At 65.5% G+C, this 24,060-nt stretch carries 25 protein-coding genes; 9 read left to right on the top strand and 16 right to left on the bottom strand.

All coding sequences use genetic code 11. The features are described 5' to 3' along the window. Both lepA and ACK5IR_RS01620 read right to left on the bottom strand, forming a co-directional pair. On the bottom strand, positions 1-1,220 hold a 1,220-nt coding region (gene lepA, locus ACK5IR_RS01625; protein ID WP_416925244.1), incomplete at its 3' end, for a translation elongation factor 4. Between the two features lie 78 nt (positions 1,221-1,298). Further along, positions 1,299-1,889, bottom strand: coding sequence for a LysE family translocator (locus ACK5IR_RS01620; RefSeq protein WP_416925242.1), 591 nt, complete (start codon positions 1,887-1,889; stop codon positions 1,299-1,301). A 199-nt stretch (positions 1,890-2,088) separates the two neighbouring features. Here ACK5IR_RS01620 and ACK5IR_RS01615 point away from each other — a divergent pair, with 199 nt between their 5' ends. Further along, on the top strand, positions 2,089-2,541 hold the full coding sequence (locus tag ACK5IR_RS01615; protein ID WP_416925240.1) for an Lrp/AsnC family transcriptional regulator: 453 nt from the start codon (positions 2,089-2,091) through the stop codon (positions 2,539-2,541). Positions 2,542-2,689: 148 nt separating this feature from the next. Next, entirely contained in the window at positions 2,690-3,013 is a 324-nt protein-coding gene (locus ACK5IR_RS01610) for a hypothetical protein (protein WP_416925238.1), read from the top strand. Positions 3,014-3,223: 210 nt separating this feature from the next. On the opposite strand, the gene ACK5IR_RS01605 is transcribed toward ACK5IR_RS01610, so the two are convergent. Then, positions 3,224-3,718 (bottom strand): low molecular weight protein-tyrosine-phosphatase, encoded by a 495-nt coding sequence (locus ACK5IR_RS01605; protein WP_416925236.1) that lies wholly within the window; start codon positions 3,716-3,718, stop codon positions 3,224-3,226. 160 nt (positions 3,719-3,878) lie between these two features. Here ACK5IR_RS01605 and ACK5IR_RS01600 point away from each other — a divergent pair, with 160 nt between their 5' ends. Next, positions 3,879-4,574 (top strand): NAD-dependent deacylase, encoded by a 696-nt coding sequence (locus ACK5IR_RS01600; protein ID WP_416925234.1) that lies wholly within the window; start codon positions 3,879-3,881, stop codon positions 4,572-4,574. Between the two features lie 65 nt (positions 4,575-4,639). Here the strand turns inward: ACK5IR_RS01600 and ACK5IR_RS01595 are convergent, their stop codons facing one another. From ACK5IR_RS01595 to rpmB, 3 genes are all read right to left on the bottom strand, one after another. Continuing rightward, on the bottom strand, positions 4,640-5,086 hold the full coding sequence (locus ACK5IR_RS01595; RefSeq protein ID WP_416925232.1) for a copper chaperone PCu(A)C: 447 nt from the start codon (positions 5,084-5,086) through the stop codon (positions 4,640-4,642). 76 nt (positions 5,087-5,162) lie between these two features. After that, the gene (locus tag ACK5IR_RS01590; RefSeq protein WP_416925231.1) at positions 5,163-5,510 is read right to left on the bottom strand and encodes a hypothetical protein; all 348 of its coding nucleotides are present in this window, start codon (positions 5,508-5,510) and stop codon (positions 5,163-5,165) included. Positions 5,511-5,611: 101 nt separating this feature from the next. After that, the gene (rpmB, locus tag ACK5IR_RS01585) at positions 5,612-5,899 is read right to left on the bottom strand and encodes a 50S ribosomal protein L28 (RefSeq protein WP_416925230.1); all 288 of its coding nucleotides are present in this window, start codon (positions 5,897-5,899) and stop codon (positions 5,612-5,614) included. A 197-nt stretch (positions 5,900-6,096) separates the two neighbouring features. Here rpmB and ACK5IR_RS01580 point away from each other — a divergent pair, with 197 nt between their 5' ends. Then, entirely contained in the window at positions 6,097-7,164 is a 1,068-nt protein-coding gene (locus ACK5IR_RS01580; protein ID WP_416925228.1) for a dipeptidase, read from the top strand. Between the two features lie 4 nt (positions 7,165-7,168). Here the strand turns inward: ACK5IR_RS01580 and ACK5IR_RS01575 are convergent, their stop codons facing one another. After that, entirely contained in the window at positions 7,169-8,056 is an 888-nt protein-coding gene (locus tag ACK5IR_RS01575) for a DMT family transporter (RefSeq protein WP_416925226.1), read from the bottom strand. Then, positions 8,043-9,026 (bottom strand): methylmalonyl Co-A mutase-associated GTPase MeaB, encoded by a 984-nt coding sequence (gene meaB / locus ACK5IR_RS01570; RefSeq protein ID WP_416925224.1) that lies wholly within the window; start codon positions 9,024-9,026, stop codon positions 8,043-8,045. The genes ACK5IR_RS01575 and meaB overlap by 14 nt, the downstream gene beginning before the upstream one ends. 161 nt (positions 9,027-9,187) lie before the next feature. Here meaB and ACK5IR_RS01565 point away from each other — a divergent pair, with 161 nt between their 5' ends. Both ACK5IR_RS01565 and hrpB read left to right on the top strand, forming a co-directional pair. Continuing rightward, the gene (locus tag ACK5IR_RS01565) at positions 9,188-9,892 is read left to right on the top strand and encodes a DUF3108 domain-containing protein (RefSeq protein WP_416925222.1); all 705 of its coding nucleotides are present in this window, start codon (positions 9,188-9,190) and stop codon (positions 9,890-9,892) included. Between the two features lie 5 nt (positions 9,893-9,897). Beyond that, positions 9,898-12,354, top strand: a complete 2,457-nt coding sequence (gene hrpB, locus ACK5IR_RS01560; protein ID WP_416925220.1) for an ATP-dependent helicase HrpB — start codon at positions 9,898-9,900, stop codon at positions 12,352-12,354. A 6-nt stretch (positions 12,355-12,360) separates the two neighbouring features. Here the strand turns inward: hrpB and argF are convergent, their stop codons facing one another. The 3 genes from argF to ACK5IR_RS01545 all read right to left on the bottom strand — a co-directional run bounded on the left by argF (position 12,361) and on the right by ACK5IR_RS01545 (position 15,534). Beyond that, the gene (gene argF, locus ACK5IR_RS01555) at positions 12,361-13,290 is read right to left on the bottom strand and encodes an ornithine carbamoyltransferase (RefSeq protein WP_416925218.1); all 930 of its coding nucleotides are present in this window, start codon (positions 13,288-13,290) and stop codon (positions 12,361-12,363) included. 32 nt (positions 13,291-13,322) lie between these two features. Further along, on the bottom strand, positions 13,323-14,507 hold the full coding sequence (locus ACK5IR_RS01550; protein WP_416925216.1) for an aspartate aminotransferase family protein: 1,185 nt from the start codon (positions 14,505-14,507) through the stop codon (positions 13,323-13,325). Positions 14,508-14,730: 223 nt separating this feature from the next. After that, positions 14,731-15,534 carry an ABC transporter permease gene (locus ACK5IR_RS01545; protein ID WP_416925214.1) on the bottom strand — a complete coding sequence of 268 codons (804 nt, stop codon included), beginning with the start codon at positions 15,532-15,534 and terminating at the stop codon, positions 14,731-14,733. A 143-nt stretch (positions 15,535-15,677) separates the two neighbouring features. Between ACK5IR_RS01545 and ACK5IR_RS01540 the strand changes: the two genes are divergently transcribed. From ACK5IR_RS01540 to ACK5IR_RS01530, 3 genes are all read left to right on the top strand, one after another. Next, complete coding sequence (locus ACK5IR_RS01540; protein WP_416925212.1) at positions 15,678-16,250, top strand: GcrA family cell cycle regulator; 573 nt, start codon at positions 15,678-15,680, stop codon at positions 16,248-16,250. Positions 16,251-16,387: 137 nt separating this feature from the next. Beyond that, entirely contained in the window at positions 16,388-17,326 is a 939-nt protein-coding gene (locus ACK5IR_RS01535; RefSeq protein ID WP_416925210.1) for an ABC transporter ATP-binding protein, read from the top strand. Further along, a complete protein-coding gene (locus ACK5IR_RS01530; RefSeq protein WP_416925208.1) occupies positions 17,323-18,084 on the top strand; it encodes an ABC transporter permease in 762 nt (253 codons plus the stop codon). The genes ACK5IR_RS01535 and ACK5IR_RS01530 overlap by 4 nt, the downstream gene beginning before the upstream one ends. Positions 18,085-18,108: 24 nt before the next feature. On the opposite strand, the gene ACK5IR_RS01525 is transcribed toward ACK5IR_RS01530, so the two are convergent. The 5 genes from ACK5IR_RS01525 to ACK5IR_RS01505 all read right to left on the bottom strand — a co-directional run bounded on the left by ACK5IR_RS01525 (position 18,109) and on the right by ACK5IR_RS01505 (position 23,750). After that, a complete protein-coding gene (locus ACK5IR_RS01525) occupies positions 18,109-19,164 on the bottom strand; it encodes an ABC transporter ATP-binding protein (protein ID WP_416925206.1) in 1,056 nt (351 codons plus the stop codon). A 3-nt stretch (positions 19,165-19,167) separates the two neighbouring features. Further along, positions 19,168-20,679: a DUF5060 domain-containing protein gene (locus ACK5IR_RS01520; protein WP_416925204.1), complete on the bottom strand. Its 1,512-nt coding sequence runs from the start codon at positions 20,677-20,679 to the stop codon at positions 19,168-19,170. 13 nt (positions 20,680-20,692) lie between these two features. Then, entirely contained in the window at positions 20,693-21,541 is an 849-nt protein-coding gene (locus ACK5IR_RS01515) for a carbohydrate ABC transporter permease (RefSeq protein ID WP_416925202.1), read from the bottom strand. Next, positions 21,538-22,428, bottom strand: coding sequence for a carbohydrate ABC transporter permease (locus ACK5IR_RS01510; protein WP_416925200.1), 891 nt, complete (start codon positions 22,426-22,428; stop codon positions 21,538-21,540). Before ACK5IR_RS01510 ends, ACK5IR_RS01515 begins: the two co-directional genes overlap by 4 nt. A gap of 80 nt (positions 22,429-22,508) precedes the next feature. Next, positions 22,509-23,750, bottom strand: coding sequence for an ABC transporter substrate-binding protein (locus tag ACK5IR_RS01505; RefSeq protein ID WP_416925198.1), 1,242 nt, complete (start codon positions 23,748-23,750; stop codon positions 22,509-22,511). Positions 23,751-24,060: the final 310 nt, after the last annotated feature.

Raw genomic sequence — 24,060 nt, 5'->3', positions numbered from 1 at the left:
ATGCGCGGCTCCTCGATATGATCGACGGTCGCCGGGTCGGGCATGTCGGCGGGATTGTGCAACTCGATCTCGGTTCCGTCGCGCAGGTGGACCTTGTAGATCACCGACGGCGCGGTGGTGATCAGGTCGATATCGTATTCGCGCTCGATCCGGTCGCGGATCACCTCCAGATGCAGAAGGCCGAGAAAGCCGCAGCGGAAGCCGAAGCCGAGCGCGGCGGAGGTCTCCATCTCATAGGTGAAGGACGCGTCGTTCAGCGCCAGTTTCTCGATGGCGTCGCGCAGATCCTCGAACTCGGCGTTGTCCACCGGAAAAAGCCCGCAGAACACCACCGGCTGCGCCGGCTTGAAGCCCGGTAGCGGCGCGGCGCAGGGCTTCTTTTCATGGGTGATGGTGTCGCCGACCCGCGTGTCGCGCACCTGCTTGATCGACGCCGTCAGCACACCGATCTCGCCCGGGCCAAGTTCGGCGATATCCTGCATCTGCGGGCGCAGCACGGCAAGCCTGTCAACGCCGTAGCGCGCCCCGGTCTGCATCATGCGGATCTGGTCGCCCTTGCGGATCACACCGTCCATGACGCGGATCATCACCACGACGCCGAGATAGGAATCGTACCAGCTGTCGACCAGCATCGCCCGCAGCGGCGCGGCGCGGTCGCCCCTGGGTGCCGGCAGGCGGTGGACGATGGCCTCCAGCACCTCGGGAATGCCGATGCCCGTCTTGGCCGAGATCTCGATGGCGTCCGAGGCGTCGATACCGATCACATCCTCGATCTGGGTTTTCACCCGGCCAGGTTCGGCAGCCGGCAGGTCGATCTTGTTCAGGACCGGAACGATCTCGTGGTTGGCGTCGATGGCGGCATAGACATTGGCCAGCGTCTGCGCCTCGACCCCCTGCGTCGCATCCACCACCAGCAGCGAGCCCTCGACCGCCCGCATAGACCGGCTGACCTCGTAGGCGAAATCCACATGGCCCGGCGTATCGATCAGGTTCAGCACATAGGTCTGCCCGTCGCGCGCCGGATATTCGATCCGGACCGCGTTCGCCTTGATGGTGATCCCGCGCTCGCGCTCGATATCCATCGCGTCGAGAAGCTGTTCCTTCCTGTCGCGTTCGGCCACCGTCCCGGTCAACTGGATGAGCCGGTCGGCAAGGGTGGATTTCCCGTGGTCGATATGGGCGACGATCGAGAAATTGCGGATGTGATCAAGCTCGGTCATGGGCGGGATATGATGGCAAGCGCGGAACTGGTCAAGCGGGATCGCCGGGCCCCGGCACCACCCGGGAAACCGCCGCCGTCAGACCAGAACCGGCACCAGACTGCCCACCAGAAGCGCCGCCATGACGCCGTTGAACAGCCGCAGCCGTGCCCGGTTGGTCAGCACCCGCGCCATCTGCTGACCCAGCAGCATCCAGCCCGAGCAGCTTGGCAGCGTGACGAGGGCGAAGATCGCCGTCGTCGTCGTCAGCGCCAGCAGCGAATGGTCGGGATTGTAGACGCTGACCGCCGTCAGGGCCATGGTCCAGGCCTTGGGGTTGACCCACTGGAAGCCCGCCGCCTGAAGAAAGGAAAACGGCCGCCCCGCGCCCTGCCCTGCCCCCGGCGCCGCCGCCGTGCCGATCTTCCATGCCAGCCAGAGCAGATAGACCACCGACACCACGCGCAGGACGGTGCCGGCCACGGGAAACCGCTCGAACACCTGCGCCAGCCCCAGCCCGACAAGCAGCACCATGAAGCTGAAACCAAAGGTTACGCCGAGCGCATGGGGCAGCGTGCGGCGAAAGCCGAAATTCGCCCCCGACGCCATCAGCATCAGGTTGTTGGGTCCCGGCGTGACCGCGGTCACGAAACTGAAGGCGACAAGCGCCAGAAGAAGATTGATTGTCATTGGAAATATATGCCGCAAACCGCAGGGCGATTGTTTGCAAAAAACAGCGTGAAGCGATACAATTCGCAATATATTTCCATCATGTGGGTGATATCAGGCCGAATATTGCGCCATCGGATATCACTCTGCAATGCTTGCGCGGCAGAGCAGGGCGCCCTATGGCAGAGCGGCAGACCCCACGATGGAGCCGGTGCATCGGATGAGCAGGATCGACACGATCAACAAGAGGATTCTCCAGACGCTCCAGCGCGAGGGACGGATCAGCAATACCGATCTGGCCGAACGCGTCGGCCTCTCGCCCTCGGCCTGCCTGCGGCGGGTGCAGGAACTGGAGCGTTCGGGCGTCATTGCGGGCTACCGCGCCGTGCTGGACCGCAAGCGGCTGGGAATCGGATTTCTCGCCTATGTGACGGTCGGGCTGTCGAACCATACCCGGGCCACGCAGGCCACTTTCGAACGGGCGATGGAACTCGCCTCCGAAGTGCGGGAATGCCACAATGTAGCCGGCGGCGTCGAATACCTGCTCAGGGTCGAGGTCGCCGATCTGGAAAGCTACAAGCGGTTTCACACCGACAGGCTGGGCGCGCTTTCGCAGGTGGCGACAATCACCACCTATGTGGTGATGGCCAGCCCCAAGGACGCGCGCGCCTGACCGCGCCGGTGATGCAACCGGTCCGCAACAGCGGATTCATGTGGCGGTACCGCCTCTGGCACGTTGAAATTTCGAACGATTCGGGCCATGGTACCCTATCGGAACAGCCCTGCATCAGAATTGGGCGCTGATATTATTGAGGCAAACGATGAAATCCCTGACCACCCTTCTCCTTGTATTATTGCTTGCAGTTCCGCTGAACATTGCAAGCGCCCCGCCGGCCGATGCCGGCTCGACGATCGAACGTGCCTGCATGAAATCGAATCGCCGGGCCGTCTCGAAACCGCTCTGCAACTGCATCCAGCGTGTGGCCGACCAGATGCTGACCCGCAGCGACCAGCGCATGGCGGCGCAGTTCTTCCGCGATCCGCAGAAGGCGCAGGACATCCGGCAATCGGACCGCAATACGCATGAAGCGTTCTGGAAGCGCTACAAGGACTTCGGAACGACCGCCGGAAACGTCTGCCAGTAGGAACCCGCCCGGGAACCTTGCGCAACCCCGGCGCGGACCATCGGGCCGCGCCGCCTTTGGCGTTTTGGCAAACGGCGGTTTCACTGCGTCGACCCGATATCAACGACGTTGAAAACGACCCATATTTGCCGCCGAAAGACGACATCGAGCCCATTGTAGGGTAATCAACTGGCATGACGGAGAGCGGCAGCTTCTTCCGCATCGCGACTATTACGAACGGTCGCTTCTTGTGGCCGGTGGTACGAGATGTGCCAGCAATCCGCGCGCCGCATGTTCGATCAGGTGCAGGACCTCTTCGAAGCCTCCGTCGTAATAGGGGTCTGGCACGTCGCGTCGCGGCGAGGGACCGTAGGAAAGAAAGAGCGTTACCGGCGTCGTCGATCCGGCGGGGCGCTGGCGTTCGATATCGCGCCGGTTCTGCTCGTCCATCGCCACGATCAGGTCGAACCGGGCGAAATCGCCGGGACCGAACTGCCGGGCGCGCAGATCCGAAATGTCATAGCGTGCGGCGGCGGCAACCTCGCGCATGCGCGGATCGGGTGGCGCGCCGACATACCATCCGCCCGTTCCCGCACTGTCGAGCACGACATCGAAACCGATGCGCCGCGCCAGCGCCCGCGTCACCCCCTCCGCCGCAGGAGAGCGGCAGATATTTCCCAGACAGACGAAAAGCACCCTGGGAGGGGAAGATCGATCACTGTCCATTCGCTCGGGTCCCACTTTGCCCGACAGGTCGTACCGGTCGCGCTCCGCCGGTTCGTCGGGAACCACCGTCAAACCCGCTCATTCTTGCCTTCCGTCCCCTGCTGTCGAATAAATGTTGCATGACGGGCGCGGCGGCAACCTTTGGGCGGGGAACGATGAGATGCGAAAGATCGTCATTCTGACCGGAGCCGGGATCTCGGCCGAAAGCGGGCTCGGGACCTTTCGCGATGCCGGAGGCGTCTGGTCGCAATACGATCTGGCCGAGGTTGCGACACCCGAGGGGTTTGCACGGAATCCGGCGCTGGTACACGATTTCTACAACGCGCGCCGTGCCAACGCGCTGGCCGCGCACCCCAATGCCGCCCACGAGGCGCTGGTGCGGCTCGAACGGGACTGGCCGGGCCAGGTGGTTCTGGTGACGCAGAACATCGACGACCTGCACGAACGCGCCGGCCACCGGCATGTCATCCACATGCATGGCGAACTTGCCCGGGCGCTTTGCGCCGCTTGCGGCGCGCACTGGCCCGCGCCCGAGAAGATGTCGGCCAGCGACCCCTGCCCCGAATGCGGCACACGGGCAACCCGGCCCGATATCGTCTGGTTTGGCGAAATGCCCTACGACATGGACCTGATCCAGCGCCACATCGACAGCGCCGATCTGTTCGCTGCCATCGGAACGTCGGGCCAGGTGTTCCCAGCCGCCGGCTTCGTGATGCAGGCGAACGCCGCCGGCGCCGAGACGGTCGAGCTCAACCTTGAGCCATCGGAGCTTTCGGGCATGTTCGATATCCGCCGCGAGGGGCCGGCAACGCGCGTGGTTCCGGCCTGGGTTAACGACCTGCTGGCAAGCGCCTGACCGCCGGCGCATCCAGACCCGGCCCGCCGGCCCACGCAGGCCGGCGGCATCATCGGGCACGACGATTACATCCCGCCGTCCTGCCGTTGCAGGTCGACCGGAATGGCCACCGCCACATCGCCGGCCTTTTCGAAGGTCAGGGTCACGTTCACGGTATCGCCGTCGTTCATCGGCCCCCTGAGCCCCATGAACATCACGTGATCGCCGCCGCGCCTGAGCATGTACGCCCCCCCGGCCGGCACCGCGAATCCCTCCTCGACCTCGATCATCTTCATCACGCCGTTACCGTCGTCGATATGGGTGTGAAGTTCGACACGTTCGGAAATATCCGAGGCCGCACCGATCAACCGGTCGTCCTCCGGGCCGGTATTCACGATTTCCATGAAGGCCGCGCCGGCCTTGGCATTGGCCATCGCGGCGCGGGCGTAGGCATCTCTGATCTCGATATCGGCCAGCGCGGGAGTTGCGAGTGCAAGCAAGGCGGCTGCCGCAACGACGGATTTGACAGACATTTTCGTCTCCGGATTCTGAATGAGGTTGAACGTTCGTCAGCGTCCGGCCGTCCGCAAGGGCAGCACGGCCGGCGGTTCAGGCCAGCGGCGGCGCGCGGGCGCCTTGCGAGAATCCGTTTCGTACATAAGGTTCCGTGGTGGCATCGGATCGCTCGCAACGGCTCTGCCGCGGCGGGACGGGTATCGGCGCCGGTTGCGGAACAGCAACCGCCGTCAGCAACAGGCCGGATTTTTCCGGGCAGAGCATCAACCGCTGGACCGGGCGCCCGGCAACATCCACGGTCACGCTCACCGCGCCCTCTCCGGCGCAGATGATCATTTCGCCCGCCACCGGCAGATGCCCGCGCGCCATACCGATCCCGAAAGTCGAGATGGTCAGCACGAAGGCCAGAAACAGGCCGATATGCAAACGCAGGCGAGTCATCCCCCGCAGCCTAGTTTGCGTGCAGGGAAACGCAAACCCCAAAAAGGCAAAAGCCCCGCCTTGCGGCAGGGCCCGGAACAGGGACGGGTTTCGCCTGAGAATCAGGCGGCAGCCTGAGCCCTGGCGATGTCCTTCTTGATCTTCAGTGCCTTTTCCGACAGTTCGGCATCGCTGGCCTTGGCAAGGAAAGCATCAAGCCCACCCCGATGATCGACCGAACGCAGCGCCGACGACGAGATCCGCAGCTTGAACGACCGCCCCAGAGTATCGGAAATCAGCGTCACATCCTGCAGGTTGGGCAGAAAACGGCGCTTGGTCTTGTTGTTGGCGTGGCTGACGTTGTTGCCAACCATCGGGCCCTTACCGGTCAGTTCGCAGACACGCGACATGTATCGATCCTCGGCTTCGTATGACAAATGGGGCACCGCCCAGCGGCTCATCCGGCTGGGGCGCCCCGAATTCCGTTCGCGCGTTTAAGAGCAAGGCGCCGGCACTGTCAAGCCGATTCCCCGTCTCGGTGATCCGCTTTCACCGCCGCCATTTGCCGGTTAGGCTGCGCCGGCACACCAAGCGCAACGGATGCAGCATGTCAGAAATCCTGCCGGTATTCGACGGCCACAACGATTTCCTGCTACGCCTTTACCACGATCCTGCGCGACGCGGAGAACTGTGGCTGGGCGCGGGGCGCAAGGGGCATCTCGATCTGGCGCGCATGCGGGCGGGCGGTTTCGCCGGCGGGTTGTTCGCCATTTTCCTGCCATCGGCGCCCTGTCACGGCGACCCGGCCGGAATGTGCGCCCTGCCCGCGCCACCCTTTGAAATCCCGCTTCCGCCGCCGCTCGCTCCGGCCGCTGCCCGCGCGCCCGCGCTTTCCATGCTGGGCCACTGGTTATGGATGGAGCGCGCCGCCGGGGGTGCCTTTGCCATCTGCCGCTCGGCCACGGATATTCATGCCGCTATGGGCAGAGGCGCCATTGCCGGCATGCTGCATATGGAGGGGGCCGAGGCGATCGGCCCCGACCTCGATGCGCTTCACGTCTTTCACGCCCTTGGGCTGCGGTCGCTCGGGCCGGTCTGGAGCCGCGCCAACGCCTTTGGCCACGGCGTTCCCTTCGCCTTTCCCGCCAGCCCCGATACCGGCCCCGGGCTGAGCGATGCCGGCAAGCGGCTGGTCCGCGAATGCAATGCGCTGCGGATCCTGATCGACCTGTCGCATCTGAACGAAAAGGGATTCGACGACGTTGCGGCGATCAGCGATGCGCCGCTTGTCGCCACCCATTCCAATGCACACGCGATCTGCCCGACACCGCGCAACCTGACCGACCGGCAACTGGCGATGATCCGCGACAGCGGCGGGATGGTCGGGCTGAACTTCTGCTGTTTCTTCCTGCGGCCGGACGGATGCGACGACAGGGGCGGTGGCTGGGATCCGTTGTTGCGGCATCTCGACCATCTGATCGCGCATCTGGGCGAGGATCACGTCGGCTTCGGCTCGGATTTCGACGGGTGCGAGGTTCCCGACGTGATCGGCGATGCCGCCGGCCTGCCCCGGCTGATCGACACGCTCCGTGCCCATGGCTACAACACGCCGCTTCTGCGCAAGCTGGCACATGGCAACTGGCTGCGGCTTCTCGAACGCTCGCTCGGCGGCTGACGGATCAGCCGGCCGGACGGCGCCGCGTCAGCAGGATATAGAGACCGGCCGCAAGAACGATCGCGCTGCCCGCAAGCGTCGCCGCATCGGGCCGTTCGGCAAAAACCAGCATGCCGAGCATCACCCCGAAAAGCAGCCGCGTATAGCGAAAGGGCGTCACCACCGAAACCTCGCCGGTGCGCATTGCCGCCGTCAGAAAGGCATAGGCCGCAACGCCGATCAGCGATCCCGCCCCGACCAGCGCCAGCCCGGCAGGCTGCGGCAACACCGCGCCACCGGTGATCGCCAGCACCGCCAGACCGGTGGGCACCAGAACGGAAAGGCCGCAGATGCCTATCTGCGCGGTGCTCAGCCCCCGGGGCGCGGCCCGGGTGGCGAGATCGCGCGCGGCGAATCCCAGCGTACCGAGAACGGCAAAGACCGCAGCCCTGTCGAACCCCTCGGTTCCGGGCCGGAGGATCAGCAGGACGCCGGCGAAGCCCGCCCAGATCGCCGCCCAGCGGGCGAAACCCACCCGCTCGCCAAAAACCAGCGCTGCCCCGGCAACGACGACAAGCGGGGTCGCCTGAAGAATGGCCGAGGCGTTCGTCAGCGGCATCAGGGCGATGGCCAGCAGATAAAACAGGCGCGCGCCGGATTCGAACACCGCCCGGCGCAGCATGCCGCAGCCGGTCATTTCCGGCACCAGCAGCGGCTCGCCCCGCAGCCGGGCCATCAGCAGGAACCCCAGCGTGCCGAACGCCCCGAAAAGCGCCAGCACCTGCCCCACCGGCATGTGACCGGCGGCGGATTTCAGGAACATGTCCTCCAGCGCGAAGCCGGCCATGGCCAGAACCATGAACCCCGCCCCGCGCAGATTCCCGGCGGCACCGCCGGCGTCAGCGCGCGGCATCCAGTTTCGCCAGCATTTCCCTGGCGGCGGCGAAGGGGGCCATCCGCCCACTGGCGACGCTGTCGCCCAGATCCTTCATGCAGTGCCGCATCTCGGGCGATTCCGACAGCCGCGCCAGAAGTCCCAGCCGGACCTCTTCCTCGAACCAGTGCCGCGCCTGCGATGCCCGCCGCCTTTCCCAGTGGCCATGCGCCCTGCGCCAGTCCGCCAGCGCGCGCATTTCGTCCCACGAGCCTTCCAGCCCGTCGCCCGAAACCGCCGAGACGGTCATTGCCTTTGGAAACCCCTCCGGGTCTTCGGGACGTTTGCGCATCAGGTGCAGCGCGCCGGCATAGTCGCTGCGGGTACGGTTGGCGACGGCCTTCAACTCGCCGTCGGCCTTGTTGATCAGGATCATGTCGGCGATTTCCATGATGCCGCGCTTGACGCCCTGCAATTCGTCGCCGCCTGCCGGGGCAAGCAGCAGAAGGAAGATATCGGACATCTCGGCCACCATGGTTTCGGACTGGCCGACGCCCACGGTCTCGATCAGCACGATGTCGAAACCCGCCGCCTCGCACAGTGTCACCACCTCGCGCGTGCGCCGGGCAACCCCCCCAAGCTGGGATTGCGAAGGCGAGGGGCGGATAAAGGCGTTCGGGTCGCGCGAAAGCTCTTCCATGCGTGTCTTGTCGCCCAGAATCGAACCGCCCGAACGCGCCGACGAGGGATCGACGGCAAGCACCGCGACCCGCAGCCCCCGCGCGGTCAGCAATTTGCCGAAGGCTTCGATGAAGGTCGATTTGCCGACCCCGGGAGTGCCCGAAAGCCCCAGTCGCAGCGCCTCGCGCCCGGCCACGGCCGTCTTTGCACCCAGTTCCAGCGCCAGCGCGCGGTGATCGGCGCGGTTGCTCTCGATCAGGGTAATGGCACGCGCCAGGGCCCGGCGTTCTCCGGCAAGCACCCGGCGCGCAAGATCATCGATGTCCATGATCTCTGCTCCAGCCTCGGTTTTGCCCTTCTTCTGCCCCATGGCCGAAAATGTCCAGAACCGGCGAGGTCGCGCCAACGCTATCGGATAGCGCCGGGTTGCTGTTGACCTTCGGCGGGATTTGCGGCCCTTTCGCCGGGAACCCGGAACGGAGATCGCCCATGCGACTTGCCGCACTTGCAACAGCCGCCCTGACCCTTGCCGCGCCAGCGCAGGCCGAGGAGTTGCGGTTCACGGTTTCGCTGCGCGGTCTCAGCGCCGGCGTGCTGTCGATGAGCGCCAGCGAAGGCAACGGCTCCTACAAGGTGGCGGGCGAGGCCCGCCCGGCCGGACTTGCGCGGGCCTTTTATGCCGGCGACGGGCGCGCCAGCGTGACCGGCAAGGTGGATGGCAACCGCTACCGCCCCGGGCGCTATTCCGAAACCGTGACCAAGAAAGGCGAGGTCAGGGAAGGCACCTTCACCTATTCCGGCGGCGTGGCAAAGGTGGTCAAGAACCCGCCCGACCGCAAGCGCAGGAAATATCACGCCGATCCCGCGGATGCGAAGGGCAGCGTCGACCTGCTGACCACCGCCTATGCGATACTGCGTGAACGGCCCGCCGCGCTCGCCTGCTCCCTCGACCTGCTGTCCTATGACGGGCGCGAGGTGACGCGCATCCGGATGTCGGGCGGCAAGCGCGACGGCGCGCGGCTCCTCTGCCCCGGCACCTACAGCCGGATCGCCGGCTTCAGCGAGAAGGACATGAAGGAAAAGGTCCACTGGCCGTTCAGCGTCACCTACCGGATCGGCGCTGACGGAACGCATGTGGTCGAACGGATGGACGTGCCGACCACGCTCGGCACCGTCGTCTTTCACCGCCGCTGACCGGCGTGTCGCAAACGGCCATCGACCTGCCCGGACCGGCCCAGCCCGTCGATGCGGTGCTGCCCGCGCTGGTGGCGGCCCTGGCGCAGAGCGGACAGGCGGTGCTTCAGGCGCCGCCCGGCGCCGGCAAGACGACGCGCGTTCCGCTTGCGCTGCTTGCCTCGGGCCTGACCGGTGGCCGCATCGTCATGCTCGAACCGCGCCGGCTCGCTGCCCGCGCCGCTGCCGAGCGGCTGGCCGAGCAACTGGGCGAAACCGTCGGGCAAACGGTGGGCTACCGCATTCGCGGCGAGACCAGAACAGGCCCGGCAACGCGGATCGAGGTGGTGACCGAGGGCATCCTGACCCGGATGCTGCAAGCCGACCCGGAGCTTGCGGGCACAGGCGCGGTGATCTTCGACGAATTTCACGAACGTTCGCTGAACGGCGATCTGGGGCTGGCGCTCTGCCTCGAGGTCCGCGCCGCCCTGCGTGCCGATCTGATCCTGCTGCCGATGTCGGCAACGCTCGACGCGGCGCCGGTGGCAGACCTGATGGGCGGCGCGCCGGTCGTCACGGCCCGGGGGCGCGCCTTTCCGGTCGATATCCGCTGGCTCGACCGGCCGGTCGACAGGCGCCTGCGCCTGGAACAGGCCACCGCCGACCTGACCCGTCAGGCGCTGGCCGAGACAGATGGCGGCATACTGGTCTTCCTGCCGGGCGAGGGCGAGATCCGCCGCACACAGGCGCTGCTCACACCGCATCTGGACAACGGCACCACGCTCTTTCCGCTGTTCGGCGCGATGGAATTTGCCGCCCAGCGCGCCGCCATCGCGCCCGCGCGAGCCGGCCGCAAGGTGGTGCTGGCGACAGCCATCGCCGAAACCTCGCTGACGATCGAGGGGATCACCTGCGTGGTCGATGCCGGCCGCGCACGCCGGGCGCGCTTCGATCCCGGCTCGGGCATGTCGCGGCTGGTGACCGAACGGGTGACGCGGGCCGAGGCCGTCCAGCGCACCGGCCGCGCCGGGCGGCTTGCACCCGGCAGCTGCTTCCGGCTGTGGACCAGGGGCGAGGAAGGCGGTTTCGCGGCTTTCCCGCCGGCCGAGATCGAGGCGGCGGACCTGACCGGGCTGGCGCTGGAACTGGCGCTCTGGGGCAGCGGCGACCTGCCGTTCCTGACCCCGCCGCCCGAGGGCGCGCTGACCGAGGCGCAGGCTCTGCTGCGGGCGCTGGGGGCGCTGGATGCAGCGGGCAGGATCACCACCCACGGCAGGGCGATGGCGGCGCTGCCGCTGCATCCCCGGCTTGCCCACATGCTGCTTGTGGCGGGAAAATCCGCAGCCCCCCTTGCCGCGCTGATGGCCGACCGCGACCCGCTGCGCGGCGCGCCGACCGATCTGAACCTGCGTCTGGCGGCACTGCACAGGCCGGACGCAGCGCCCGGGGCGGCCAATCGCGGCGCACTGGAACGCATTCGCACCGAAACCCGGCGCCTTGCCCGGCTTGCCCCGGCGACCGACAGCGGGCTTTCCCCGGCCGAGGCTGCGGCGCTTGCCTATCCCGACCGGATCGGCCTGCACCGGCCGGGAGATCAGCCGCGCTGGCTGCTTTCGGGCGGCAAGGGCGCGGCGATGGATGAGAGCGACCCGCTCGCCGGGCAACGGCTGCTGGTTGCGACCGATCTCGACGGGGATGCGCGCGAGGCGAGAATCCGTCTTGCCCTGCCGCTGAGCGAAAGCGCGCTGCGGGCGCTCTACGGTCCGCAGATCCACTGGGTGGACGTGGCCGAATGGTCGCGCCGCGAGCGCAAGGTGGTCGCCCGCCAGCAGGAACGCTTTGGGGCGCTGGTGCTGAACGACCGTATCTGGCGCGACGCCCCGGCCGACCTGTTGGCCGGCGCGGCACTGGAAGGGGTGCGTCAGCTTGGCCTGCCGTGGTCCGATGCAGCGCGCAGGCTTCAGGCACGCGCCCTGCTCTACCGCGCCGAGGGCGGCGAGATCGCCGATCTGTCGGACGGGGCGCTGATGGCGCAGGCCGAAGACTGGCTTCTGCCCTACCTGGGCGGAATTCGCGACGCGGCGGGGATCGGCGCGCTCGACCTTTCCACCCCGCTGCGCCAGTTCATCGGCCGGGAAACGCTCCAACGGCTCGACCGCGAGATCCCCGGCGCCTTCACCACCCCGCTGGGGCGCGCGATACCCATCGACTATTCCGGGGAAGCACCGGAAATCTCGGTCCGCGTGCAGGAGATGTTCGGCGTCACGCGGCACCCGGCGGTCGGGCCGCGCCATCTGCCGCTGCGTATCACGCTGTTGTCGCCCGCCGGACGGCCGGTGCAAACCACGATGGACCTGCCGGGGTTCTGGGCCTCGTCCTATGCCGACGTGCGCAAGGACATGCGCGCGCGCTATCCCAGGCATCCCTGGCCGGAAAACCCGACCGAGGCCGATCCGACACTGCGCGCAAAGCCGCGCCGATAGGACAGCTCAGGCCCCGCCGACGCACCAGCGCATGATCGCCTTCTGGGCGTGCAGACGGTTTTCGGCCTCGTCGAAGATCACCGACTGCGGGCCGTCCATCACCGCGCTTGTCGCCTCTTCCTCGCGGTGGGCGGGAAGGCAGTGCATGAACAGCGCATCGGGACCGGCGGCCTTCATCAGCGCCTCGTTCACCTGATAGCCGCGCAGCAGGTTGTGGCGCCGTTCGCGCGCCGACTGCGCATCGTGCATCGAGACCCAGGTATCGGTGACCACCAGATCGGCGCCCTGAACGGCGCGGAACGGATCGCGCTCAATGGCAATGTTGGCGCCTCTTGCCCTTGCCTCGGCAACGAAGACCGGCTCGGGGTCGAGCACCGGCGGCCCGGTGAAGGTGAAATCGAAGCCGAATTGCCCGGCGGCGTGAATGTAGGAGGCACAGACATTGTTGCCATCCCCCGACCAGACCACCTTGCGTCCGGCGATCGGGCCGCGATGTTCCTCGAAGGTCAGGATGTCAGCCATGATCTGGCAGGGATGCGAGCGGTTGGTCAGCCCGTTTATCACCGGCACGTCCGCCGCCTCGGCCAGTTCCAGCAGTGTGGCTTCCTCAAAGGTGCGGATCATGATCATGTCGACATAGCGCGACAGCACGCGCGCGGTGTCGCCGATGGTCTCGCCATGGCCGAGCTGCATCTCGCTGCCCGACAGCACCATCGTCTGCCCGCCAAGCTGGCGGACACCGACATCGAAGGACACGCGCGTCCGGGTCGACGGCTTTTCGAAGATCAGCGCCACCATGCGACCGGCCAGCGGCAGGTCGTTGTCGGGCGTACCCTTGGGCAGACCGTCGCGCGCCTGCTTGATGGCGCGCGCAGCGTCGATGATACCGCGCAGATCAGCCGGATCGGTCGTGTTGATGTCGAGGAAATGATTCATGTCTACCTCCGTGCCACGGCACGTCCACTCGTTCAGCCTGCGGCCTGTTCGATCCGCGTTGCCGCCGCATCCAGGCGTGCAACCGCCTCGGCGATCTCGGCGTCGGAAATGTTGAGCGCGGGCAGCAGGCGGATGACGTTCTCGGCCGCCGGAACCACCAGCAATTGCTCTTCATAGCCCGCCCTGACCACATCGTGGCCGGGCACCCGGCATTTCAGGCCCAGCATCAGACCGGTGCCGCGCACATCCTCGAAGACACCGGGATGCGCATCGACCAGCCCGCCGAGCGCCTGCGACAGCACCCCGGCCTTGCGGTTCACCGCGTCGAGGAAGGCCGGATCGGCGACCACGTCGAGCACCGCCAGCGCCACCGCGCAACCCAGCGGATTGCCGCCATAGGTCGACCCGTGCGTGCCAGCCGTCATCGGCAGCGCAGCCTCTTCCGTCGCCAGGACCGCACCCAGCGGAAAGCCGCCGCCGATCCCCTTGGCGATCATCATGATGTCCGGCGCTATCCCGGACCATTCGTGGGCGAAAAGCCGCCCCGTGCGGCCCATGCCGCACTGCACCTCGTCAAGGATCAGCAACACGCCGGTCTGGTCGCAGAGATCGCGCAGCCCCTTGAGGCAGGCGTCCGACAGGGCGCGGATGCCACCCTCGCCCTGAATGGGTTCGGTCAGGACCGCACCAACCTCGGGGTCCTTGATCGCCTCGGCCAGCGCTTCGTGGTCGCCGAAGGGAAGATGGACGAAACCCGGCAGCAGCGGCCCGAAGCCGGCGGTCATCTTCTCGGATCCGGCGGCGGCGATCGCGGCCGAGGAGCGGCCGTGAAAGGCGCCGTCGAAGGCGATGATCTTCGTCCGTCCGGGCTCGCCCTTCGCATGCCAGTACCTGCGCGCCATCTTGACCGCCAGTTCGCAGGCCTCGGTACCCGAATTGGTGAAGAAGCAGGTATCGGCAAAGGTCAGCGCGACCAGACGATCGGCCAGCGCCGCCTGCCGGTCGATCTCGTAAAGGTTCGAGACATGCCACAGCGCCCGCGCCTGATCGGTCAGCGCATCGACCAGCACCGGATTCGCGTGCCCCAGAACATTGACCGCGATCCCCGCGCCAAGGTCGAGAAAGCGTCGCCCGTCGCGCTCGACCAGCCAGCAGCCTTCGCCCCGCTCGAAATGGAGCGGCGCACGGTTGTAGGTCGGCAGGATCGACGGGATCATGGGTAAGCCTCGCTTGCCAGAAGTGAAAGAAGTGCCCGAGGGGGCGGCGGGTGTCAACGAAGGAAGGGGTCAGGCGCGCAGCCGGCCCGCAGCGAAAGCCGGGGTCAGGCGCGGCGTCGGCCGCGTCGAAGGACGGGATATGCCTGCAACGACACCATGGCGCCCGCCTAGCGCGTTTCGTCTTGACGTTCCAGCGTTATTTTCGCCGCCGGACGCGCCATCGTCAGGCCTTGAGCCGGTAGCCGCTGCGGAACCAGTACCAGACAACCGCACTGACCGCCGCCGTCGAGGCGCTCAGGATCGCAAGCCCCAGCCAGACCGGGGAATCCGAAACACCCAGAACGCCGTAGCGCACCCCGTCGATCAGATAGAAGATCGGATTCCAGTGCAGCATCGCCTGCATGCGCGGCGGCACCGCATCGACCGAATAGAAGGTGCCCGACAGGAACGAAAGCGGCGTGACGATGAAATTCGAGATCGCCGCGACCTGATCGAACTTGTTGGAAAAGATCCCCGCCAGCGCGCCGAGAGCGGCCATCAGCGCGGCACCGAGCACCACGAACAGAAGCGCCAGCAGCGGCGACCGCACCGAAATGCCGAGGACCGGCATCATGAGCAGCCCGATCGGCAGTGCCACGGACAGCCCGCGCGCCACGCCGCCCGCGATATAGCCGGCCGCCAGTTCGCCGGCCGAAAGCGGCGGCATCAGGGTATCGACGATATTGCCCTGCACCTTGGCGACGAGGATGGACGAAGAGGTGTTGGCAAACGCGTTCTGGATCACCGTCATGGTCAGGATCCCGGGGGCGATGAAGCTCAGGAAGGGAAAGCCCAGCACCTCGCCCCGGCCGGGACCGATGGCGATCGAGAAGATCGCCAGAAACAGCCCGGCGGTGACCAGCGGGGCGACGATGGTCTGCAACCAGACGGTTGCGAACCGCCGCACCTCGCGCCAGATCAGGGTTCGCAGGCCAAGCCAGTTGATGCGCCCGAAGCGGCGTTCGCCCATGCCCGTGATTTCCGCCATGCCTCGGCTCCCTTGCGCGAATCCCGCCGGGTCGCTTGTAACCCCGTTGGTCACGCCATAGTATAGGCGGGACCTGAACGTAAGGGCGGCGCCGGCAATCTGCTTGCCGGAGGCGCTCTTTTTCCATTTGGAGATGCCGGCAAATGTCCTGGACCGAAGAGCGCGTCGAGATCCTGAAGAAGATGTGGGGCGAAGGCCAGAGCGCGAGCCAGATTGCCAAGGAACTGGGCGGCGTGACCCGCAACGCGGTCATCGGCAAGGTACACCGGCTGGGTCTTTCGAACCGCAACGGCGCGGGTGCGGCCGACAAGCCCGCGGCCGAAACCGAGGCGGAAAAGCTCGCCGAGCGGACAGACGGCGCACGCACGCCGAATGGCGCCGCCGCGCCACAGGCCACACCGGCGGGCGAGGAGCCGGCTGAAACGCCGCCGCCGCGCCGCCAGATCATTCCCGCCGGCCAGCCGTTGCCGCCGCAGCCGTCAGCCAACGAGATCAGCCCCGAGGCGCTCGCCTCGGTACGCGAGGTCGAGAAGACGGCACGCAAGCTGACGCTGATGGACCTGCCCGCACGCACCGGCAAATGGCCGATCGGCGATCCGGCGACCGACGATTTCTGGTTCTGCGGCCTGCCGGTCCAGCAGGGCAAGCCCTATTGCGAGGCGCATGTGGGCGTGGCTTTCCAGCCGATGTCCTCGCGCCGCGACCGCCGGCGCTGAGCCCGGACAACCGGCAATCGCCCGACGAGCCCGGCATACTGCCGGGCCGACTGGTTTCAACCCCGCCGCACAAGCGATATCTTGGCGCGCGGCGGCAATCGGGCCAGGGACCGGTTGCGCAATCAGGAGGTCCGCGCATGGCGGCCGTCATTTCGATACGAAACCTCGCAAAGACCTATGCCGACGGGTTCGAGGCCCTGAAGGGGATCGACCTCGACATCGAAGAAGGCGAGATCCTCGCCCTGCTCGGGCCGAACGGCGCCGGCAAGACGACGCTCATCTCGGCGGTGTGCGGGCTGGTCAACCCGAGCGCGGGCACCGTTACCGTCGGCGGCCATGACATCCGGAGCGATTTTCGCGCCGCACGCGGCCTGATCGGTCTGGTGCCGCAGGAAATCACCATCGAGCCGTTCGAGAGGGTCATCAACACGGTGAACTTCTCGCGCGGGCTGTTCGGCAGCCCGCCCGACGACGCCTATATCGAAAGGGTGCTGCGCGCGCTGTCGCTGTGGGAAAAGCGGAACAACCGCAACAACGAGCTTTCGGGCGGAATGAAGCGCCGCGTGCTGATCGCCAAGGCGTTGTCGCACCAGCCGCGCGTGCTGTTTCTCGACGAGCCCACCGCGGGCGTCGACGTGACGCTGCGCAAGGAGATGTGGGCGCTGGTACGCGAATTGCGCGCCGAGGGCGTGACCATCATCCTGACCACCCATTACATCGAGGAGGCCGAGGAAATGGCCGACCGGATCGGCGTGATCGACCACGGCCGGCTGCTGCTGGTCGAGGAAAAGGTCAGGCTGCTGCACCAGCTTGGCCGCAAGGAACTGGTGCTGGAACTGGGCGAGCCGCTGGCCGCCGTTCCCGACAGCCTCGCCGGTTACGGGCTGTCGCTGGCCGGCGACGGGCTGCGCCTGACCTACGAATTCGATTCGCACGCCGAACGGACCGGCATCACCCGGCTGATGGGCGATATCGCCGCCGCCGGGCTGAGCCTCAGGGATCTGTCGACGCGGCAAAGCTCGCTCGAGGATGTCTTCCTCAAGCTGGTCGGAGACGGGCGCGAGGATGCGGCATGAACTGGCGCGCCATCGGGTCGATCTACCGGTTCGAGATGAACCGGACCTTCCGCACCATCTGGCAGTCCATCGTCTCGCCGGTCCTGTCGACGGTGCTCTATTTCGTCGTGTTCGGTTCGGCGATCGGCGGGCGTATCGACACGGTCGAGGGCATCGCCTACGGCGCCTTCATCGTGCCCGGGCTGGTCATGCTGACGCTGCTTCAGCAATCGGTCGCCAACGCCTCGTTCGGCATCTACATGCCCAAGTTCATCGGCACGATCTATGAACTGCTCTCGGCGCCGCTGTCCTTCATCGAGATCGTGATCGGATATGTCGGCGCGGCGGCGACCAAGGCGCTGATGATCGCGGCGATCATCCTTCTCACCGCCAGTTTCTTTGTCGAACTGCGTATCGCGCATCCGGTGTGGATGGTCGCTTTCCTGCTGCTGACGGCGATCAGCTTTGCGCTGTTCGGTTTCATCATCGGCATCTGGGCGCGGAATTTCGAGCAGTTGCAGCTTATCCCGCTTCTTGTCGTCACACCGCTGGTCTTTCTCGGCGGGGCTTTCTATTCGGTGTCGATGCTGCCCGAGGGCTGGCAGGCGGTAACCTATTTCAACCCGGTACTCTACCTGATCTCGGGGTTTCGCTGGTCGTTTTTCGGCGTGGCCGACGTTCCGGTCGGCATTTCGGTCGCGGCGATCGCGGTCTTCCTGTTTGTTTGCCTGGCGGTGATCCGCGCCATCTTCCGCACCGGCTGGCGGATCCGGCCCTGAGCCGGAGACCGCCGGCCGCCACGCCTATCGCATCGCCACGCCGTTTTCGTCGAACAGGTGGATGCGATCCGGCCGCGCCGCAAGCTGCAGCGCGGTTCCGGTGGCCGCTCCGAACCGTTCGTGCGTGACAACCGTTGCCGGCTCGCCGCCGACGGTCACGGCGATGACCGTTTCCGATCCGGTCGGCTCCACCAGGACAACCTCGCCGGCGATCGGGCCGTCCGCGGCCGGCACCAGATCTTCGGGACGGATGCCGAGGACGACCGTGCTGCCGTCCGCGACCGGGTGGCCCTGGGGCACCGGCAGGCTGTTTCCGTTGGCCAGCGTCATGATCCCCCCGGCGACCCGTGCCCTGAAGAAATTCATCGCCGGAGATCCGAGGAAGCCGGCGACAAAGGTATTGGCCGGACGGTCGTAGAGTTCAAGCGGCGCACCGATCTGCTCGATGTTGCCGCCGTTCAGAACCACGATCTTGTCGGCCAGCGTCATCGCCTCGACCTGATCGTGAGTGACGTAGATGATCGTACTGCCGAGCCGCGCATGCAGCGCCTTGATCTCGGCCCGCATCTGCACGCGCAGTTTCGCGTCGAGGTTCGACAGCGGCTCGTCGAACAGGAACACCTTGGGATCGCGGACGATGGCACGGCCCATCGCAACGCGCTGGCGCTGGCCGCCCGACAGGTTGGCCGGCTTGCGGTCGAGCAGCGCCTCGAGACCGAGAATTCCCGCGACCTCCTGCACCTTGCGCTCGATCTCGGGCTTCGTCCGGCCGGCAAGTTCCAGCGCGAACCCCATGTTCTGGGCCACCGTCATCTGGGGATAGAGCGCGTAGTTCTGGAACACCATCGCGATATCGCGATCCTTGGGTGCGACATCGTTCACCACTCGCCCGTCGATACTGGCGGTGCCCGAGGTGATCTCCTCCAGCCCGGCGATCATCCGCAGCAGGGTCGATTTCCCGCATCCCGACGGACCGACCAGAACGACAAACTCACCCGACCGGATATCGACATCGATTCCGTGAATGACCTCGACGCCTCCATAGGCTTTCTTCAGGTCCCGTACCAACACTTCGGTCATGGCTTACCTCACTTTACGGCAACGAATGGCAAGATAGGGGCGCCCGGGCAGTTCGACCGCGAAGGCCGCGTCCGGATCGCGCGGCCGGACGATCTCGCCATGGCGGACGGGATGGTTCTCGGGCGCGGCGGCTTTCTTCAGCGGCGTGACGGTCATCTCCCACGGGTCGATCAGGTCCAGTGCGTAATCGCCGTCCACCTTCGGCAGGCCGAGCGTCCAGATCACCGGCTGATGCTCGCCGAAATAGATGTACCTGACATCGCCGTCGGCCGCGCCCGACACCCGGTGCCACGGCCATTCCCGTTCGGGCCCGAGCGGCTCAAGGCCGTTAGCGACATCCTGCTCCAGCAATTCGCGCATCCACTTCAGGCGCTTCCATGCCTCGCCGTGCAGCACGCCGCCCTTGGCCCACCAGATCAGGTCATCGGGGTTGGAATAGGTCTCGCCATGCCCGGCATAGCCGCCGCGCATCATCGTCACCCAGAAGCGATGGACCAGTTCGCGGGCGGATATGTTGCCCCAGCACTGGATGATGTCACCCTCGTATTCCGGCTCGTCGTTGACCACCGGCTTGCCCCATGTGTCGCGCCATTCCTGGGTGCGCTTCACATCGGGGTTCTGGATGCAGGTATGGGTGACCCAGGGCTTGCGGTGGTCGTAATTGGCATCGGCGGCGCCGTTGTGGATAGACTTCAGATGGCGATAGGGGTCCTCTTCCTCGAGTATCTGGAAGAAGCGGTCCCAGCGTTCCATCGGCTTGGTATCGAGCAGGAAGTCGTATTCGTTCGCCAGCGCCCACCACAGGTTCCGGTAGGCCGCGAAGCGGGCGGCGATATAGGCGACATAGCGATAGTCCTGCTCCTGCGACATGTCGCAGTACCCCCAGCGGTCATAGGGGTGGAACATGATCACGTCGGCCTCGATCCCCATGTCGCGCAGCCGTCCGATCTGAGACTCGAAGTGGCGGAACGCCTCGTAGTTCGGGCGGTCGAAATCGCGCCTGCCACCGACCGTTTCGTAGATGTCGAACAGCGGTTCGTTGGTGTTGTAGGGGTAGTCCTTGGGAAAGATTCCCATGCGGATCTTGTTGAACCCGGTCTCGGCCAGCGTGGCGAGGGTCTTTTCCTGCTCGGCCAGAGGCTGGTGGGTCCAGGCGTAACAGGTCGTGCCGAAGGAGAGAAAGGGCGTACCGTCGGCATGGGCGAAGTGGAACCTGTTGCGTACCCGCACCGGCCCGTGGTTGCCCCCGGAGGGTGCGCTCGCGGTGAAGCCCCCGGTCTGGCCGTTCAGCGCCGGGGTTTCCGAACGTGTCTCGAACGTCCACTCACCCTCGGCCTCGGGCATGAAGCGCAGCCGGTAGGTTCCGTTGCCGTCATAGAAGCCCGGCACGCGGATGGTGCGTTCCCGGTGTTTGAAGATCGCGTCGAACGACACGTCCAGATAGGGGTTGCCTTCGGCCGGTCCGGGAAAAGCGGCCTCGAAGATGTCCCATTTTTCGACAGTTGATGAAGTCACGGCTGGCCTCTCGTCATCCCTTGACCGCGCCGGCGGCAAGGCCGGACACGAAGTAGCGTTGGAAGATCAGGTAAACGATCACCGCCGGAAGCACGGTGATCACGATGGCCGCGTTGAGCTGGCCGTAATCGTTGGAGAACTGCCCCTGGAACGACATCAGCCCCAGCGGCAATGTCCACATCGACTTGTCCTGCATGATCACCAGCGCCATGGCGAATTCGTTCCACGTCGACACGAAGTCGATGATGAACAGCGCAGCCAGGATCGGCACCATCACCGGCAGGAAGATGCGCCGGAAGGTGGTGAAATGGGTCGCCCCGTCGATCAGCGCCGCTTCCGACATCTCCTTGGGCACCGCACGGAAGAAACTGTGCAGGATGAACACCTGGAACGGCACGCCAAAGGCAAGGTAAGGCAGCAGCAGCCCGACATAGGTGTCGATCAGCCCGAAGCTGTTGACCAGCGTGAACAGCGGCGCGAGCATCACCTGGAAGGGGATCATCGTGCCGAACAGGAAGAACAGGAACAGCCCCTTGTTGTAGCGGTTCCTCATCCGCGCCAGCGCATAGGCGGCCACCGCCGAAAGCGCGAGACCGAGCGGCACCTTCACCACGCTGACCAGCGCCGAGTTGAAGAAGGCCCGGCTGAAACCGCCGCGATCCCATGCCGAGACATAGTTCTGCGGCAACGGATCGGCCGGGGGCGAGAAGGCGCCGGACGACATCACTTCGCTCACCGATTTCAGCGAGGTGAAGACGATGAACACACAGGGTGCAATCCAGATCGCGGCGAAAATCACCAGTGCGATCCACAGCACCAGGAGGACGGGGTCCTTCCTCATTGCACGAAGCTGATCTCTCATCCCTGAATCTCCCGTTTCTGCGACCAGCGCATGTAGGGCACCACAATTGCGATGGTCACGATCAGCAACACCACCGAGATCGCCCCGCCGCGCCCGAAATCGAACACCTGCATGGATTGGGTGAAGGCCCAGAGCGCGAGCATCTGCGTCGACTCGGCCGGCCCGCCGCCGGTCAGGCCATAGACGATGTCGAAGGCCTTGAGCGAATGTATCAGCGACAGCACGAGCACGATGGTCAGCGTCGGCATCAGCGCCGGCAGGGTGACGAACTTGAACAGGTGCCAGCGCCCCGCCCCGTCGAGTTGCGCCGCTTCGACCAGCGACTTGTCCACCCCCTGCAGACCGGCAAGGAACAGGACCATGGAAAACCCGACCTGCTGCCAGACATGGGCGACAAAGACCGAGTAGAGCGCGATATCCTTGTCACCGAGGAAATCGGGGGTGTATTGCGCCAGCCCCGCATTGGCCAGCAACTGCGCGAACAGGCCGAAGAACGGATCGTACATCCAGCGCCACATGGTGGCCACGGCGATCGGCGCGATGATGACCGGCAGGTAGTAGATCGCCCGCAGTGTCGCGCGGCCTACGATTTCGCGGTTGAGGCCGATCGCCAGCGCCAGGCCGATCATCGGCGGGAACACCAGCGAAAGCAGCGTCCACAGCACCGTGTTGCCGAACGCCGTCCAGAAGACCGGATCGTGCCGGAGGATGTAATTGTAGTTCGACAGCCCGACAAAGGGACGTTCGGGGTCGAGCCCGTTCCATTTCTGGAAGCTCATCATCGTAACGTCGATCATCGGCCATATGGCGAAGATGCAGTAGATTACCAGCGCCGGCGCCAGAAACAGCCATGGCTGGTCACCCATCTTCCGGAAGAGAGCACTCATGTCACACCCGCAATTTTCTGAGGTCGGGGAAGGCCGGAGATACCGCCCGCGCGGCCCGGCCTTCCCGGTCCGCCGGGATATCAGCGGTTGTTGTCGATGAACGTCTGCAGCGCCTCGGCGGCCTGCTGCGGCGTCATCTCGTCTGTCGCCACCTGGTTGATGACCCGGAAGTACTCGGGAACGATATTACCCGGGAAACCCTGATCGCGATTGACGAACATCTGCTGGTATTCGGCGAAGATTTCGTTCCACTCGGCGTCAAGCGGGCGGATGTCGTCGTACACGACCTCGGCATTGACCGAGTTCGAGGCGAAGGTACCCAGATAGCGCTGCTGGACATCAGTCGAGTTGAAGAAATCGAGGAACTTCGCCGCCAGATCCGGCGTATCGGAGTTGCTGGCGATGTAGTGGTATTCGGCAAAACCATAGAGGCGGCCGGTTCCGGTCGGGAACGGGAAGATGCCGAAATCGGCCAGATCCCGCGCTTCCGCGATCTGCTGCACCAGCCAGTTGCCCTCCAGCATCATCGCCGCCCGATTGGCGATGAACAGGTTGAACGATTGCTGCTGGTCGATGCCCATGAACGGTTTCAGAATGTAGTTGTCCGCCCATTTCTGCATCTCGCCAAAAGCCTGGACGGCACATTCCGTCTCGCCCCAGTTCGCCTCCATGGCGACAAGCTGCTCGTGCACCTCGGCGCCGCAGGTCGTTTCGAGCAGTTCGTCCATCAGGCGCATGAGGTGCCAGTTGACGGTTCCGCCGAAGGTAAAGGCCGGGGTGCCGTTTTCCTTCAGCTTCTCCGCCGCCGCCAGAAGCTCGTCATAGGTCGCAGGTTCCCCGGCGATGCCGGCCTGTTCGAACAGCGCCTTGTTGTAATAGACGGCCTCGCCCTTGAAGGTGTAGGGCACGCCATGCTTGCCGCCTTCGTAGACATCGGCAAAGGCCGCCGCCGAGGGCAGCAGCGTGTCCGACCAGCCGTATTCCTCGTAATAGCCGTCGAGCGGCAGCGACATGCCGGCGTTGACGTATTCGCCGCCCAGACCGAGCCCGGCCCAGGAAAAGAAGATATCCGGCCCGGTATTCGAACCCGCCGACACCCGCAGGGCGGTCTTGTGTTCATCGACCCCGCGCTGTGTAAAGACAACATCGACACCGGGATTTGCCGCCTCGAACTCCTCGGCGATCGATTCCAGCGCGTCGTTGTTCGCGTCGGACGAAAAGTTCAGCGTCCAGACGTCGAGTTGCTGTGCCGCCGCACCGGACGCCAGCGCCATGGCGCAAACCGCACCCGTCGCGGCAAGGCTCTTGCGTGTTGAGATCATTGCTTTCTCCTCCACTTGTACCGTTTCATTCCCAATCCCGCCGGTCCGGTACCCGCATTCGCGGCAGGGCACCACGCACCCGCCCTCCGGGCGATCACCGGATCGCAGCACACGTTCCACACCACGACACCCGCTCCGAAATACCGGGATTGCAAAGCGCTTGCCTGAGGTATCGAATTGTTTCGATTTTCATTGTATACATGCGATTGCTGTCTTTTTCAAGCGAAACGATCTCTTGATACCTGAATAGCGTCAGACGTGGCGCACCTATTATTATGTATATATAACAAATTGTTATCCGCAATATCGC

It is taken from the genome of Tropicimonas sp. (genome assembly GCF_047971885.1).
Lineage (GTDB): Bacteria > Pseudomonadota > Alphaproteobacteria > Rhodobacterales > Rhodobacteraceae > Tropicimonas.
Note: the sequence above shows the minus strand (reverse complement) of the source record. Positions and strands in the feature narration are given on the sequence as shown.